Origin of the sequence: Pseudomonas sp. So3.2b (assembly GCF_019464415.1) — a bacterium.
Lineage (GTDB): Bacteria > Pseudomonadota > Gammaproteobacteria > Pseudomonadales > Pseudomonadaceae > Aquipseudomonas > Aquipseudomonas shahriarae.
The window spans coordinates 4317582-4331714 of sequence record NZ_CP080494.1 but is presented as its reverse complement, the minus strand read 5'-3'; the positions used below and the strand labels follow the sequence as shown (position 1 = coordinate 4331714).

The window sequence follows — 14133 nt, the reverse complement described above, 5'->3', positions numbered from 1 at the left end:
TTTCTCTCTAGTTTTGATGAGTGCTTGTGCAGGTTCATCCAGAACACCCCGGGCTGCGCTGAGCGCCACAAGGTGCTGATTAAGAGCAGGATTTGTACCAGCGGGATTTTGTTTGGGGTTTGATTTTAACTTGTTGATTTAAATCATATTTTTTGATGCTGCGTGATCTCTTGGCTTCAGCTCGTGTCCGAATATCCGAACGCAGGAGGCTGTGGTGTTCGGTTGTCCGAAAATCACCCTGGGAAAATCAGCAGCATCCTTCTGAGGTGTGCCTGCCGATCTGTCGTTTTTAGAGAACGATCACCCAGCCCGGATGTTTAGCCAGGAGCTGGTCGAGCTGTAGGGCAGGAGGTAGAGCCAACGAAGAAAAAGCCCTTTTCTTTCGTTGACAAAATTCGGCAGCCTTCGCATAGTTTGTTTAGCGCAAACGTTTGCGAGGTGTTTCACGGCACTCGGTGAGTGAAGTGAATGTGCAGGCGTTGCTCACAATAATCATAAGATCGGAGTGAACCCATGAAGCTTCCATTCGCTGGACGTTTGCTTGCTGCCGCCGTGCTGGCTGCCGCATCCGCTGCCCTGCCTCTCTCCTCTGCATTCGCTGATGACACCGCCGCCAAACCCAAGGTCGGCCTGGTGATGAAATCCCTGGCCAATGAGTTTTTCGTCACCATGCAAGACGGTGCCAAGGACTATCAGAAAGCCCATGCCGCCGATTTCGACATGATCACCAACGGGATCAAGAACGAAACCGATACCTCGGCGCAGATTGATATCGTCAACCAGATGATCCTCGCCAAAGTCAACGCAATCGTCATCGCACCCGCCGACTCCAAGGCGTTGGTCAACGTGCTGAAGAAAGCCTCCGATGCCGGGATCAAGGTGGTCAACATTGATAACCGCCTGGACCCTGAAGTGTTGAAAAGCAAAAACCTCGAGGTTCCCTTTGTAGGCCCGGATAACCGCAAGGGTTCGCGTCTGGTCGGCGAGTACCTGGCCAAACAGCTGGCGAGTGGCGATAAAGTCGGCATTATCGAAGGCGTCCCGACCACCACCAATGCCCAGCAACGCACCGCCGGGTTCAAGGACGCCATGGGTGCGGCCGGTATGAAGATTGTGTCCGTGCAGTCCGGTAACTGGGAAATCGACCAGGGCAACAAGGTGGCGGCGGCCATGTTGAGCGAATACCCGGACCTCAAGGCGCTGCTGGCCGGTAACGACAACATGGCCCTGGGCGCCGTTTCAGCGGTGCGCGCAGCGGGCATGGCGGGCAAGGTCCAAGTGGTTGGCTACGACAACATCGCTGCGATCAAGCCGATGCTCAACGACGGTCGCGTCCTGGCCACCGCCGACCAGGCGGCTGCCCAGCAAGCCGTATTTGGTATCCAGAATGCGCTGAAGCTGGTCAAGGGCGAAAAAGTCGAGTCCGTGGACGGCGTGATCGAAACGCCGGTAGAGCTCGTCCTCAAGCAATAACCCCTGGCCGCGCACTACAGCGCCCGCTCACATGGAGCGGGCGCCTGGAGATTTTCTTATGTCATCTTCCGCACCGACCCCTGTCCTCTCGGTCAGTGGTATCGGTAAGACCTATGCCCAGCCCGTCCTGTCCGACATCACCCTGACGCTTAATCGCGGCGAGGTGCTGGCGTTGACCGGTGAGAATGGCGCGGGCAAAAGCACCTTGTCGAAGATCATCGGCGGTCTGGTCACGCCAACCACTGGCCAGATGCAGTTCAATGGTCAGGCATACACCCCCGCCAGCCGGACCCAGGCGGAAAAGCAGGGGATCCGTATGGTGATGCAGGAGCTCAACCTGCTGCCGACCCTGACCGTGGCCGAAAACCTGTTCCTCGATAACCTGCCCAACCGCGGTGGCTGGATCAGCCGCAAGCAGTTGCGCCAGGCCGCGATTGAGGCCATGGCACACGTGGGCCTGGATGCCATTGACCCGGACACCCTGGTCGGCAGCCTGGGCATTGGCCATCAGCAGATGGTCGAGATCGCCCGCAACCTGATCGGCGATTGCCATGTGCTGATCCTCGACGAACCGACGGCGATGCTCACCGCCCGTGAAGTCGAGATGCTGTTCCAGCAAATTACCCGCCTGCAGGCCCGGGGCGTGGCAATTATCTATATTTCCCATCGACTGGAAGAGCTGGCACGGGTAGCCCAACGCATTGCAGTGCTGCGTGACGGCCAGTTGGTGTGTGTCGAACCGATGGCCAATTACAACAGCGAACAACTGGTCACGTTGATGGTCGGTCGTGAGCTGGGTGAGCACATCGACCTAGGTCCGCGCACCATCGGCGCGCCGGCATTGACGGTCAAGGGCCTGACCCGAGCGGACAAGGTTCGCGACGTGTCCTTTGAAGTGCGAGCCGGTGAAATCTACGGCATCTCGGGTTTGATCGGCGCCGGCCGTACGGAGTTGCTGCGCCTGATCTTTGGTGCCGACCTGGCCGACAGTGGCACGGTAGCCCTCGGCTCGCCGGCCCGGGTGGTGAGCATTCGTTCGCCGGTGGATGCAGTAGGCCATGGCATTGCCTTGATTACCGAGGATCGCAAGGGCGAGGGCCTGTTGTTGAGCCAGTCCATCAGCGCCAACACGGCCCTGGGCAATATGGCCAAGGTGTCCAGCGCCGGCCTGGTCAATGGGCGCGACGAAACGGCCCTGGCCAAGCGGCAGATTGACGCCATGCGTATCCGCAGCTCCAGCCCGGCGCAATTGGTGTCTGAGTTGTCGGGCGGCAATCAGCAGAAAGTGGTGATCGGCCGCTGGCTGGAGCGTGATTGCGCAGTGATGCTGTTTGATGAACCCACCCGTGGCATCGACGTGGGTGCCAAGTTTGATATCTATGCGCTGCTGGGTGACTTGACTCGTCAGGGCAAGGCGCTGGTGGTGGTGTCCAGCGACCTGCGGGAGCTGATGCTGATCTGTGACCGCATCGGTGTGCTGTCTGCCGGGCGCTTGATCGAGACCTTCGAGCGTGCCAGCTGGACCCAGGATGAATTGCTTGCTGCCGCATTTGCCGGCTATCAGAAACGTGATGCGTTGCTCAACGAAGCCGCGCCCAGGACAAACCCATGAAAACAGCAACTCCAACCGCCAAAGCCGGCGGTAATTTCTACGGCCTGGGCACCTATCTGGGTCTGGCTGGTGCATTGCTGGCGATGATTGCGCTGTTCTCGGCGCTGAGCAGCCACTTTTGGTCCTATGGCACCTTCAGCACCATTGCCAACCAGATTCCCGACCTGATGGTATTGGCGGTGGGCATGACGTTCATCCTGATCATCGGCGGCATTGACCTGTCGGTGGGCTCGGTATTGGCCCTGGCCGCGTCTGCGGTCAGCGTGGCGATCCTCGGCTGGGGCTGGAGCGTGATACCCGCAGCCTTGCTCGGCATGGGCTGCGCGGCACTGGCCGGCACCATCACCGGCTCGATCACCGTGGCCTGGCGGATTCCGTCGTTCATTGTGTCCCTGGGGGTGCTGGAAATGGCCCGTGGTGCGGCCTACCAGATGACCGGGTCGCGCACTGCCTATATCGGTGACTCCTTTGCCTGGCTGTCCAACCCGGTGGCCTTTGGTATCTCGCCGTCGTTCATCATTGCGTTGCTGGTGATTATCGTGGCCCACGCGGTACTGACGCGTACCGTGTTTGGTCGCTACCTGATCGGCATCGGCACCAATGAAGAGGCGGTGCGCCTGGCGGGTATCAATCCAAAACCCTACAAAATCCTGGTGTTCAGCCTGATGGGGCTGCTGGCTGGGGTGGCGGCGCTGTTCCAGATTTCGCGCCTGGAAGCGGCCGACCCGAACGCTGGCTCAGGCCTGGAGCTGCAGGTGATTGCCGCAGTGGTGATCGGCGGCACCAGCCTGATGGGCGGGCGTGGCTCGGTGATCAGTACATTCTTTGGGGTGCTGATTATTTCTGTATTGGCGGCCGGTCTGGCGCAGATCGGTGCGACCGAGCCGACCAAACGCATCATTACCGGCGCCGTTATCGTGATTGCCGTGGTGCTCGACACCTACCGCAGTCAACGCGCCAGTCGGCGGGGCTAAGCCATGGCAACCATCAAGGATGTGGCGGCGCTTGCGGGGATTTCCTACACCACAGTGTCCCATGTGGTGAACAGGACACGCCCGGTCAGCGAGCCCGTGCGACTCAAGGTCGAAGCCGCGATCAAGCAGTTGGACTATGTGCCCAGCGCGGTCGCCCGTTCGCTGAAGGCCAAGACCACGGCGACCATCGGCCTGCTGGTGCCCAACAGCCTCAACCCGTATTTCGCGGAGCTGGCCAGGGGCATCGAGGATTACTGCGAGCGCAATGGCTACTGCGTGATCCTGTGCAATTCCGACGATAACGCCGAGAAACAGCGCAACTATTTGCGGGTGTTGCTGGAGAAGCGTGTCGACGGCTTGATCGTCACCTCCGTCGGTGGTGATGACGATGGCCTGGCCGCTGGCTTGAAAGGCGTGCGCACGCCCATGGTCATTGTCGACCGGGGCCTGGAAGGCGTGGATGTGGACCTGGTGCGCATTGACCACGAGCAGGGCGCCTACCTGGCGACCCGGCATTTAGTGGCGCTGGGGCACCGGGATATCGCCTGTATTGGCGGGCCCGCCCATACCCGTGTGGCGCAGATGCGCCTGGCCGGCTACCAGCGTGCGTTGCAGGAGGCCGGGATCGCGGTGCCCGCCAGTCGCGTGCTGGAAAGCGATTTCACCAGCACCGGTGGCTATGGGGCGGCGGTGCAGTTGCTGGCAGACAACCCGCCCAGCGCGATATTTGCCGGCAACGACATGATCGGTTTTGGCGTATTGCGGGCGGCCGCCGAGCGCAACCTGCGGGTACCCGCCGAGCTGTCGGTGATTGGTTTTGATGACATTCAAATGAGCCGCTATGTGTACCCCGCGTTGACCACTGTGGGTCAGTCGATCCTGCAATTGGGGGAAACGGCGGCGGAGTTGTTACTGCGACGGATTGCGACACCGCAATTGCCGGTTGACCAGCGCATTGTCACGCCGAGCATTGTCTTGCGTGAGTCAACGGCGCCGTTGGCTGCTGTGTTTGCCTCAAACCGCTGAACGAATTGATGAGTATTGACGTATGCCAGCAACAGTAGTGGTAGTAGGCAGTTTGAACATGGACCTGGTGACCCGGGCCAGCCGGCTGCCTCGCGGCGGTGAGACCCTGGTTGGCCAGTCGTTTGCCACCGTTCCGGGCGGCAAGGGCGCCAATCAGGCGGTCGCTGCGGCGCGCCTGGGGGCTGAGGTTGCGATGATCGGCTGCATAGGCAGCGATGCCTACGGCGCTCAATTGCGCGATGCATTGCTGGTGGAAGGGATCGACTGTCAGGCCGTCAGTGAGGTGCCGGGTTCCAGTGGTGTCGCGCTGATTGTGGTGGATGACAGCAGTCAGAATGCGATTGTGATTGTGGCCGGCAGCAACGGCCAACTGACCCCCGCGTCGCTGTTGGCGTTCGACGCCGTGCTGCAGGCGGCCGAGGTGATTGTCTGCCAGCTCGAAGTGCCCATGGACACCGTGGGGTATGCCCTCAAGCGTGGCCGTGAGTTGGGCAAGACGGTGATCCTCAACCCGGCGCCCGCCAGCGGCCCGCTGCCGGCAGACTGGTACGCCTGCATTGACTACCTGATCCCCAACGAAAGTGAAGCATCGGCCTTGAGCGGGGTGCCGGTCGATTCCCTGGACTCCGCCAAGGTTGCGGCGACCCATCTGCTCAAAGCCGGGGCGGGCAAGGTCATCGTGACCCTGGGTTCGCAGGGGGCGCTGTTCGCCGACGGCCAAGGGTTCGAGCACCTGTTGGCGCCCAAAGTGCAGGCCGTGGATACCACGGCGGCAGGCGACACCTTTGTCGGTGGCTTTGCGGCAGCGCTGGCCAGCGGCCAGAGCGAGGCCGAGGCCATCCGGTTTGGCCAGGTCGCGGCGGCCCTGTCGGTCACCCGCGCCGGAGCCCAACCCTCTATTCCTACGCTGCATGACGTCCAAGGCTTTGTTCGCCCATGAAAAAGACCCCATTGCTCAATATTGCCCTGTCGCGGCTGATCGCCTCCCTTGGTCATGGCGACATCCTGGTGATCGGCGATGCCGGCCTGCCAGTGCCGCCGGGTGTGGAGTTGATCGACCTGGCGCTGACCCAGGGTATTCCTGACTTCATCAGCACCTTGCGCGTGGTGCTCAGCGAGATGCAGGTGGAAAGCCACGTACTGGCCGAGGAACTCTTGCACAAGCAGCCACCGGCGCTGGCTGACCTCAATGCCCTGGACCAGGGCGAACTGGGCGAGCGTCGCTTGCTGAGTCATGACGCGTTCAAGCTGCTCAGCCACAAGGCGCGCGCGGTGGTGCGCACAGGCGAGTGCCAGCCCTACTGTAATATCGCGCTGGTGTCTGGCGTGACTTTCTAGCGTTTCCCACAATGACAAGGAGTGCGTCATGCAACGTAGAACCCCAACCCTGCGACACCTGTTTCGGAGTGTGCTGCTTTTGTCCGTGCTAACTGCTGCAAGCGCCCAGGCGGCGGAAAAAATCGACCTGATCATTGATACCGACCCGGGCGCTGACGATGTGGTCGCGCTGCTGTTTGCGATGGCGTCCCCGCAGGAGCTGAATATCCGGGCGTTGACCACCGTGGCCGGCAACGTGCGGCTGGACAAGACCTCGCGCAACGCACGGTTGGCCCGTGAGTGGGCAGGGCGTGAAGAGATTCCGGTGTATGCCGGCGCGCCACAGCCGCTGCTGCGCACGCCGATTTATGCCGAGAATATCCATGGCAAGGAAGGTATTTCCGGTGTCACCGTGCACGAGCCGAAAAAAGGCCTGGCCGAAGGCAATGCGGTCGACTACCTGATCAAGACCCTGAGCACCGCCAAGCCCCATAGCATCACCATTGCCATGCTAGGCCCACAAACCAACCTGGCCCTGGCGTTGACCCAGGCACCGGAAATCACCCAGGGCATCAAGGAAGTGGTGGTCATGGGCGGCGCGCACTTCAACGGCGGCAACATTACGCCGGTGGCCGAGTTCAACCTGTTTGCCGATCCGGTGGCTGCTGAAATCGTCCTCAAAAGTGGCGTCAAGCTGACTTACCTGCCGCTGGACGTGACCCACAAGATCCTCACCAGCGAAGCGCGCCTGAAGCAGATCGCCGACTTGAACAACAACGCCAGCAAGATAGTGGGCAGTATTCTCAACGAATACGTCAAAGGGGATATGGAGCACTACGGTATGACGGGTGGCCCGGTGCATGACGCCACCGTGATCGGCTATCTGCTCAAGCCCGAGCTGTTCACCGGACGCCAGGCCAACATGGTGGTCGATAGCCGCGAAGGCCCGACGTTCGGCCAGACCATCGTCGATTGGTACGATGGCCTCAAGCACGATAAAAACGTGTTTTGGGTGGAAAACGGCGACGCCCAGGGGTTTTTCGACTTGCTCACCGAGCGCCTTGCGCGCCTGAAGTAAGCTGCCTGCCGGTCGGCGCTCGTCGACCGGTAACTATTCGCGCAGAGGGTCTTCGACCCCCATATGGTCGGCCGGGTATTTCTCGAATATCTGGCCGATAAAGGCCTGCGCTGCCTGGGTGCCCAGCTCCTTGACCAGCAGGTCGATGCCGATGATCGCCAACTCTTCCGGGCTGCCCGGGCTGTAGGAGCTTTGCCCTTGGGGCCACTTGGCTTTGATGTCGGCATTGATGGTAACGATGGTCATCGGGTTCTCGCGGCTCGCAAAGGCTGGACAGGCCTGCAGAGTTAACCATTTTGCGCTGCGTTTGGCACTGCTACTTAGGCATGAGGGGGACGCTGTGCGACACTGGCCCCCTGTTTAATTACCAGGACACGCCACGTGCACATCGACTTGACCAACCCCAAGAGCCTCACATTGGAGGCTGTTCGCCAAATGATTGCCAGTGCCAGCGACGATCAGCACACCCAGCTACGGGTTACCAAGGCCGGTATCGCCTATATCTCTTCCTGTGTGGTGGGAGGGATGCAGATTGATGGGTTGTTGTTTCGCCTGGAGACCTGGGCAGCTGGGTCTGGCTATGTCGGCAAGGTGGCGGCCAGTGATGAGGTGTGGGTGATGCAGATTTTCAATGCGCTGAAGCAGAACTGGCCAAAGCCGCCGTTTGACTACATCGACATCTACTGAGATTTATTCATATCTGGTGACGATTGATTCATCAAGCCATGGCGTAGAGTCAGGCAGACTCGCCTACAGCCAATTGTGACAATTCTGAAACCAATTGGCCAAATCACGGTCGCACGATCTCTGTCCATTTTTCTCAAAGGAGGCTTCATGCCTTGGAAGCTCGCATCATTCGGTACCTTGTTGGCGGCAGCCGTCCTCGCGGGTTGCAGTACTTCGGGTACCTCCGAGCCGGCCAAAGACACGGCCGCGGCTGAGCCTGTTCACACGCGCTGTGAATCGCAGGCTGCGCAGTTCGCCATCGGCCAGAAGGCCTCGCCGCAATTGCTGGAGCAGGCCCGTACCCGTGCCGGTGCGCAGAATGCCCGTATTCTCAAGCCCAACGACATGATCACCCTCGAATACCGTTCCGATCGCCTGAACCTCAACACCGATGACAATCTAGTGATCACCCGCGTCAACTGCGGCTGATAACACAACACTTTTGTGTCACCCATAAAAAACCCCGTCACATGGACGGGGTTTTTTAGATCGGCGTAGAGATTACTCTGCGCGAACCTGTGCAGCTTGCATACCCTTTTGGCCTTTCTCAGCCACGAAGGAAACGGTTTGGCCTTCTTTCAGGCTTTTGAAACCGTCGCTTTCGATAGCTTTGAAGTGTACGAACAGGTCGTCACCGCCACCTTGAGGAGTGATGAAGCCGAAGCCTTTTTCATCGTTGAACCATTTAACGGTGCCGGTTTGGCGATTAGACATGGTGTATCTCCAAGAAACATATATTTTCAGTAGTACTGTGCTGCTCAGGCCAACTGGGCACACTGGGCTATCATAGTCGAAATGTCCGGCTTGGGAGCCCCCCCAAGGCACTGTTTGCCAATCAAACGCGTTTTCTTCAGTGCCCTGGATGGCTGTAAGCCCCGGTTTACGGGGCTTTAGCGAGAAATATCAGCTAGTAAAAAAAGCCGTAAAAGCAATGTAAATTGTGAGAAATAGCAGTTTTCAGTGGGTTTTCAGGCCGTTTTTTCGGTCTGATTTCTCGCCACGCTTACTTTTTCTTCACGACCTTGCAGGACGAAATAGCTGCGACGGCTTTGTTTTTCAGCTCCGCGCTGGCGTTCTGGTTGGTCATCAGTTCCTTGATTTCCGCAGTGCTCAATTCAGCGTTGATTTTATCCGCGCCACATTCGCAATGGGCTTTGGCGGTTTTGGCATCAACGTTCTGGCTGGCGGCGGCGCTGCAGTCCTGGACAAAGCTATCCCGGGCGCCTGCAGGCCAGTTGGACGGGGCGGCGGCTTGAGCGCCAATGGAGAACAGGGCCAGGGAAGCGGCAAGGGCGAAGATCGAGGTGCTGCGCATGGTTAGATGCTCCTTGAGTCGAGATGACGGACGGCGATTTTCAGTGTGTTTGAGGCCTGACGTACAGCCCAAGTTCACTTTTGCCTGTAAAAGCCTGGAGTTTGCCTTTGCGCGGCGGTGGGGCGGCGCTATGACCGTTCATCTGTGCTAGCATCAGCGACCTGGCTTTTTTCGTGCCGGGTTTTTTTGTTTAACTCCAGTCACTCTGGTTCGATTATCGGTTGGCCGAAAGGCTCCTGCCGCTGTAAGGCAGGCGTTCAGCAATGAACGGCCTGGTGTTGGATCTTGTACTGGCTCATCCCAACCCACGTGACCTTTGGTAGGGGTCACCACTAGGAGAGGAGGCGCCATGCCAACTATTACTCTTCCCGACGGCAGTCAACGTTCATTCGATCATCCGGTTTCCGTAGCCGAGGTCGCCGCATCCATTGGTGCAGGCCTGGCCAAGGCCACCGTGGCCGGCAAGGTCGACGGCAAGCTGGTTGACGCCAGCGACCTGATCACCAGCGACGTCAGCCTGCAAATCATCACGCCCAAGGATCAAGAGGGGCTGGAGATCATTCGCCACTCTTGCGCGCACCTGATTGGCCATGCGGTCAAACAGCTGTACCCCACCGCGAAGATGGTGATCGGCCCGGTCATCGACGAAGGCTTCTATTACGATATCGCCTACGAGCGTCCTTTTACGCCGGACGATATGGCCGCCATCGAAGCGCGCATGCACGCGCTGATCGAGAAAGATTACGACGTCATCAAGAAAGTCACGCCACGCGCCGAAGTGATCGACGTGTTCACTGCCCGTGGTGAGGACTACAAGCTACGTCTGGTGGAAGACATGCCGGACGAACAGGCCATGGGCCTGTATTACCACGAAGAATATGTCGACATGTGCCGTGGCCCGCACGTGCCGAATACGCGCTTCCTCAAATCGTTCAAGCTGACCAAGCTGTCCGGTGCCTACTGGCGCGGCGATGCGAAAAACGAGCAACTGCAGCGGGTCTATGGCACCGCCTGGGCTGACAAGAAGCAGCTGGCGGCCTACATCCAGCGCATCGAAGAAGCCGAGAAGCGCGATCACCGTAAAATCGGTAAGCGCCTGAACCTGTTCCACCTCCAGGAAGAAGCGCCGGGCATGGTGTTCTGGCACCCGAACGGCTGGACCCTGTACCAGGTGCTTGAGCAGTACATGCGCAAGGTGCAGCGTGAAAACGGCTATCTGGAGATCAAGACGCCGCAAGTGGTTGACCGTAGCCTGTGGGAGAAATCCGGGCACTGGGCCAACTACGCCGACAATATGTTCACCACCGAGTCGGAAAGCCGCGACTACGCCATCAAGCCGATGAACTGCCCTTGCCACGTGCAAGTGTTCAATCAGGGCTTGAAGAGCTACCGCGAGCTGCCGATGCGCCTGGCCGAGTTCGGTGCGTGCCACCGTAACGAGCCATCGGGTGCACTGCACGGCATCATGCGTGTGCGCGGTTTCACTCAGGACGACGCCCACATCTTCTGCACCGAAGAGCAGATGCAGGCCGAATCCGCCGCGTTCATCAAGCTGACCATGGACGTTTATCGCGATTTCGGCTTTACCGACGTCGAAATGAAGCTGTCCACTCGTCCGGAAAAACGCGTCGGTTCCGACGAGTTGTGGGATCGCGCCGAAGCTGCACTGGCCGCTGCGCTAGATAGTGCGGGCCTTGCGTACGATCTGCAGCCGGGTGAGGGCGCCTTCTACGGTCCTAAAATCGAGTTCTCGCTGAAAGATTGCCTTGGCCGTGTCTGGCAATGTGGTACCTTGCAGCTCGATTTTAACCTGCCGATCCGTCTGGGAGCCGAATACGTCTCCGAAGACAACAGCCGTAAACACCCGGTTATGCTGCACCGGGCGATCCTCGGCTCATTCGAACGGTTCGTCGGGATCCTGATCGAGCACTACGAGGGCGCGTTCCCTGCGTGGCTGGCTCCGACTCAGGCAGTGATCATGAATATCACTGATAAACAGGCCGATTTTGCTGCTGAAGTTGAAAAAACACTCAACGAAAGCGGATTTCGTGCCAAGTCCGACTTGAGAAATGAAAAGATCGGCTTTAAAATCCGCGAGCATACTTTGCTCAAGGTTCCCTATCTTTTGGTTATCGGAGATCGGGAAGTCGAGATGCAGACTGTCGCTGTGCGTACTCGTGAAGGTGCTGACCTGGGCTCGATGCCCGTCGCCCAGTTCGCTGAGTTCCTCGCGCAAGCGGTTTCCCGGCGTGGTCGCCCAGATTCGGAGTAATTACTATTAAGCGTGAAATGAGACAAGATAAACGAGCTGCACCGAAAGCCCCGATCAACGAGAATATCTCGGCACGCGAGGTTCGGTTAATTGGGGCTGAGGGTGAGCAGCTTGGGATTGTGTCAATTGAAGACGCGCTTCTTAAGGCTGAAGAAGCCAAGCTCGATTTGGTGGAAATTTCCGCCGATGCTGTACCTCCTGTCTGCAAGCTGATGGATTACGGCAAGTCGATCTTCGAAAAGAAGAAGCAGATTGCCGCAGCCAAGAAAAACCAGAAGCAGATCCAGGTTAAAGAAATCAAGTTTCGTCCAGGGACGGAGGAAGGGGATTATCAGGTAAAACTGCGCAACCTGGTACGTTTCCTGAGTGATGGGGACAGGGCCAAGGTATCCTTGCGATTCCGCGGCCGTGAGATGGCCCACCAGGAGCTGGGTATGGAACTCCTCAAGCGGGTTGAAGCTGACCTGCTGGAGTACGGTTCCGTCGAACAGCATCCTAAGATGGAAGGACGCCAGCTGATCATGGTCATCGCCCCGAAAAAGAAGAAGTAATCAATAGGGCACGGCAGGCCTTCTGATTATGTTTATCAACTGAATGCGGAGTATCCGAACATGCCAAAGATGAAGACTAAAAGTGGTGCTGCTAAGCGGTTTCTGAAAACTGCTAACGGTATCAAGCACAAGCACGCTTTCAAGAGCCACATCCTGACCAAAATGTCGACCAAGCGTAAGCGTCAACTGCGCGGTAGCAGCTTGCTGCATCCGTCTGACGTGGCAAAAGTCGAGCGCATGCTGCGCCTTCGTTAATTTTGGATCAAGAATAGAGGAAGTAACTCATGGCTCGTGTAAAGCGTGGCGTCATTGCCCGTAAGCGTCACAAAAAAATTCTGAAACTCGCTAAAGGCTACTACGGCGCGCGTTCACGCGTATTCCGTGTTGCCAAGCAAGCGGTAATCAAGGCAGGCCAATACGCCTACCGTGACCGTCGTCAGAAAAAACGTCAGTTCCGCGCTCTGTGGATCGCTCGTATCAATGCTGGTGCTCGTGTTAACGGTCTGTCCTACAGCCGTTTCATCGCTGGCCTGAAAAAAGCGTCCATCGAAATCGACCGTAAGGTTCTGGCTGAACTGGCCGTGAACGAAAAAGCGGTGTTTGCTGCGATTGTCGAGAAAGCTAAAGCCACCTTGGCTTAAGTACCCCCGACAGTCACCCTGGGCTACTCCGTAGTCCAAGGTGGTAAACGTCATAAATAGGGGAAGAGCCTTCAAGCTCTTCCCCTATTTTGTATCTGGAGTCTGTACATGGAAAACCTGGACGCGCTGGTCGCTCAAGCTCTTGAGGCTGTGCAAAGCGCTGAAGATATCAATGCCCTGGAGCAAATCCGGGTTCAATACCTTGGCAAGAAAGGTGAGTTGACTCAGGTGATGAAGACCCTGGGCAATCTGCCGGCCGAAGAGCGCCCGCAAGTCGGTGCGCTGATCAACGTTGCCAAGGAGCGTGTCACAGAGGTTCTCAATGCGCGCAAGGCGTTGTTCGAGGAGGCCGATCTTGCGGCCAAGCTCGCCGCCGAGTCCATTGACGTGACCCTGCCTGGCCGCGGCCAGACCTCTGGCGGTCTGCATCCGGTGACCCGGACTCTGGAACGTATCGAGCAGTTCTTTACCCACATCGGCTACGGCATTGCCGAAGGCCCTGAGGTCGAAGACGACTATCACAACTTCGAGGCGCTCAACATCCCAGGCCATCACCCGGCCCGGTCGATGCACGACACCTTCTATTTCAATGCGAACATGCTGTTGCGCACCCATACCTCGCCGGTACAGGTCCGCACCATGGAATCGCAGCAGCCGCCGATCCGCATCGTCTGCCCAGGCCGTGTGTACCGTAGCGACTCCGATATCACCCACTCGCCGATGTTCCACCAGGTCGAAGGCCTGCTGGTTGATCGCGACATCAATTTCGCCGACCTCAAAGGCACCATCGAAGAATTCCTGCGGGTGTTCTTCGAAAAAGAGCTGGCGGTACGTTTCCGTCCGTCCTACTTCCCGTTCACCGAGCCATCCGCCGAAGTCGATATGGAGTGCGTGATGTGCAGCGGTAAAGGCTGCCGTGTCTGCAAACAGACCGGCTGGCTGGAAGTCATGGGGTGCGGGATGGTTCACCCCAACGTGCTGCGCATGTCCGGGATCGACCCGGAAGAGTTCTCGGGCTTTGCCTTCGGCATGGGCGTCGAGCGTCTGGCCATGCTGCGTTACGGCGTGAACGACTTGCGCCTGTTCTTCGACAACGACTTGCGGTTCCTCGCGCAATTTCGCTAGTCGTAACGAACCTTTAGGAGAGC

General features: G+C 58.4%; 17 protein-coding genes. 14 read left to right on the top strand and 3 right to left on the bottom strand.

Features of this window, described 5'->3' with window-relative positions; genetic code table 11:
• The first annotated feature begins 513 nt into the window (after nucleotides 1–513).
• Genes K1X80_RS19265 through K1X80_RS19235 form a run of 7 tightly spaced genes read left to right on the top strand, consistent with a single transcriptional unit; the run spans nucleotide 514 to nucleotide 7480 of the window.
• A complete protein-coding gene (locus K1X80_RS19265; RefSeq protein ID WP_057438626.1) occupies nucleotides 514–1473 on the top strand; it encodes a sugar ABC transporter substrate-binding protein in 960 nt (319 codons plus the stop codon).
• A gap of 58 nt (nucleotides 1474–1531) precedes the next feature.
• Entirely contained in the window at nucleotides 1532–3085 is a 1554-nt protein-coding gene (locus tag K1X80_RS19260; RefSeq protein ID WP_128592921.1) for a sugar ABC transporter ATP-binding protein, read from the top strand.
• The gene (locus tag K1X80_RS19255) at nucleotides 3082–4059 is read left to right on the top strand and encodes an ABC transporter permease (RefSeq protein WP_057960168.1); all 978 of its coding nucleotides are present in this window, start codon (nucleotides 3082–3084) and stop codon (nucleotides 4057–4059) included. The genes K1X80_RS19260 and K1X80_RS19255 overlap by 4 nt, the downstream gene beginning before the upstream one ends.
• A 3-nt stretch (nucleotides 4060–4062) precedes the next feature.
• The gene (locus tag K1X80_RS19250; RefSeq protein WP_057960167.1) at nucleotides 4063–5085 is read left to right on the top strand and encodes a LacI family DNA-binding transcriptional regulator; all 1023 of its coding nucleotides are present in this window, start codon (nucleotides 4063–4065) and stop codon (nucleotides 5083–5085) included.
• Nucleotides 5086–5107: 22 nt separating this feature from the next.
• The gene (rbsK, locus tag K1X80_RS19245) at nucleotides 5108–6025 is read left to right on the top strand and encodes a ribokinase (RefSeq protein ID WP_057960166.1); all 918 of its coding nucleotides are present in this window, start codon (nucleotides 5108–5110) and stop codon (nucleotides 6023–6025) included.
• Nucleotides 6022–6423, top strand: a complete 402-nt coding sequence (rbsD, locus tag K1X80_RS19240; RefSeq protein ID WP_057438630.1) for a D-ribose pyranase — start codon at nucleotides 6022–6024, stop codon at nucleotides 6421–6423. The genes rbsK and rbsD overlap by 4 nt, the downstream gene beginning before the upstream one ends.
• 28 nt (nucleotides 6424–6451) lie before the next feature.
• A complete protein-coding gene (locus K1X80_RS19235; RefSeq protein WP_057438631.1) occupies nucleotides 6452–7480 on the top strand; it encodes a nucleoside hydrolase in 1029 nt (342 codons plus the stop codon).
• A gap of 33 nt (nucleotides 7481–7513) precedes the next feature.
• Here the strand turns inward: K1X80_RS19235 and K1X80_RS19230 are convergent, their stop codons facing one another.
• Nucleotides 7514–7726 (bottom strand): hypothetical protein, encoded by a 213-nt coding sequence (locus K1X80_RS19230; protein ID WP_029294233.1) that lies wholly within the window; start codon nucleotides 7724–7726, stop codon nucleotides 7514–7516.
• A gap of 135 nt (nucleotides 7727–7861) precedes the next feature.
• Here K1X80_RS19230 and K1X80_RS19225 point away from each other — a divergent pair, with 135 nt between their 5' ends.
• Both K1X80_RS19225 and K1X80_RS19220 read left to right on the top strand, forming a co-directional pair.
• A complete protein-coding gene (locus tag K1X80_RS19225; protein WP_057438632.1) occupies nucleotides 7862–8167 on the top strand; it encodes a hypothetical protein in 306 nt (101 codons plus the stop codon).
• A gap of 147 nt (nucleotides 8168–8314) precedes the next feature.
• Nucleotides 8315–8635 carry an I78 family peptidase inhibitor gene (locus K1X80_RS19220; RefSeq protein ID WP_057438633.1) on the top strand — a complete coding sequence of 107 codons (321 nt, stop codon included), beginning with the start codon at nucleotides 8315–8317 and terminating at the stop codon, nucleotides 8633–8635.
• Between the two features lie 72 nt (nucleotides 8636–8707).
• On the opposite strand, the gene K1X80_RS19215 is transcribed toward K1X80_RS19220, so the two are convergent.
• Together K1X80_RS19215 and K1X80_RS19210 are read right to left on the bottom strand one after the other, a co-directional pair.
• Complete coding sequence (locus K1X80_RS19215; RefSeq protein ID WP_007905882.1) at nucleotides 8708–8920, bottom strand: cold-shock protein; 213 nt, start codon at nucleotides 8918–8920, stop codon at nucleotides 8708–8710.
• Nucleotides 8921–9209: 289 nt separating this feature from the next.
• A complete protein-coding gene (locus K1X80_RS19210; RefSeq protein WP_029294244.1) occupies nucleotides 9210–9521 on the bottom strand; it encodes a hypothetical protein in 312 nt (103 codons plus the stop codon).
• A 349-nt stretch (nucleotides 9522–9870) separates the two neighbouring features.
• Here K1X80_RS19210 and thrS point away from each other — a divergent pair, with 349 nt between their 5' ends.
• The 5 genes from thrS to pheS all read left to right on the top strand — a co-directional run bounded on the left by thrS (nucleotide 9871) and on the right by pheS (nucleotide 14110).
• A complete protein-coding gene (gene thrS / locus K1X80_RS19205; RefSeq protein WP_057960165.1) occupies nucleotides 9871–11793 on the top strand; it encodes a threonine--tRNA ligase in 1923 nt (640 codons plus the stop codon).
• Nucleotides 11793–12344 carry a translation initiation factor IF-3 gene (infC, locus tag K1X80_RS19200; protein WP_169960276.1) on the top strand — a complete coding sequence of 184 codons (552 nt, stop codon included), beginning with the start codon at nucleotides 11793–11795 and terminating at the stop codon, nucleotides 12342–12344. The genes thrS and infC overlap by 1 nt, the downstream gene beginning before the upstream one ends.
• A gap of 60 nt (nucleotides 12345–12404) precedes the next feature.
• The gene (gene rpmI, locus K1X80_RS19195; protein WP_002553160.1) at nucleotides 12405–12599 is read left to right on the top strand and encodes a 50S ribosomal protein L35; all 195 of its coding nucleotides are present in this window, start codon (nucleotides 12405–12407) and stop codon (nucleotides 12597–12599) included.
• 29 nt (nucleotides 12600–12628) lie between these two features.
• Complete coding sequence (rplT, locus tag K1X80_RS19190; RefSeq protein WP_003174975.1) at nucleotides 12629–12985, top strand: 50S ribosomal protein L20; 357 nt, start codon at nucleotides 12629–12631, stop codon at nucleotides 12983–12985.
• A 108-nt stretch (nucleotides 12986–13093) separates the two neighbouring features.
• On the top strand, nucleotides 13094–14110 hold the full coding sequence (pheS, locus tag K1X80_RS19185) for a phenylalanine--tRNA ligase subunit alpha (RefSeq protein ID WP_057438636.1): 1017 nt from the start codon (nucleotides 13094–13096) through the stop codon (nucleotides 14108–14110).
• The last annotated feature ends 23 nt before the right edge of the window (nucleotides 14111–14133 follow it).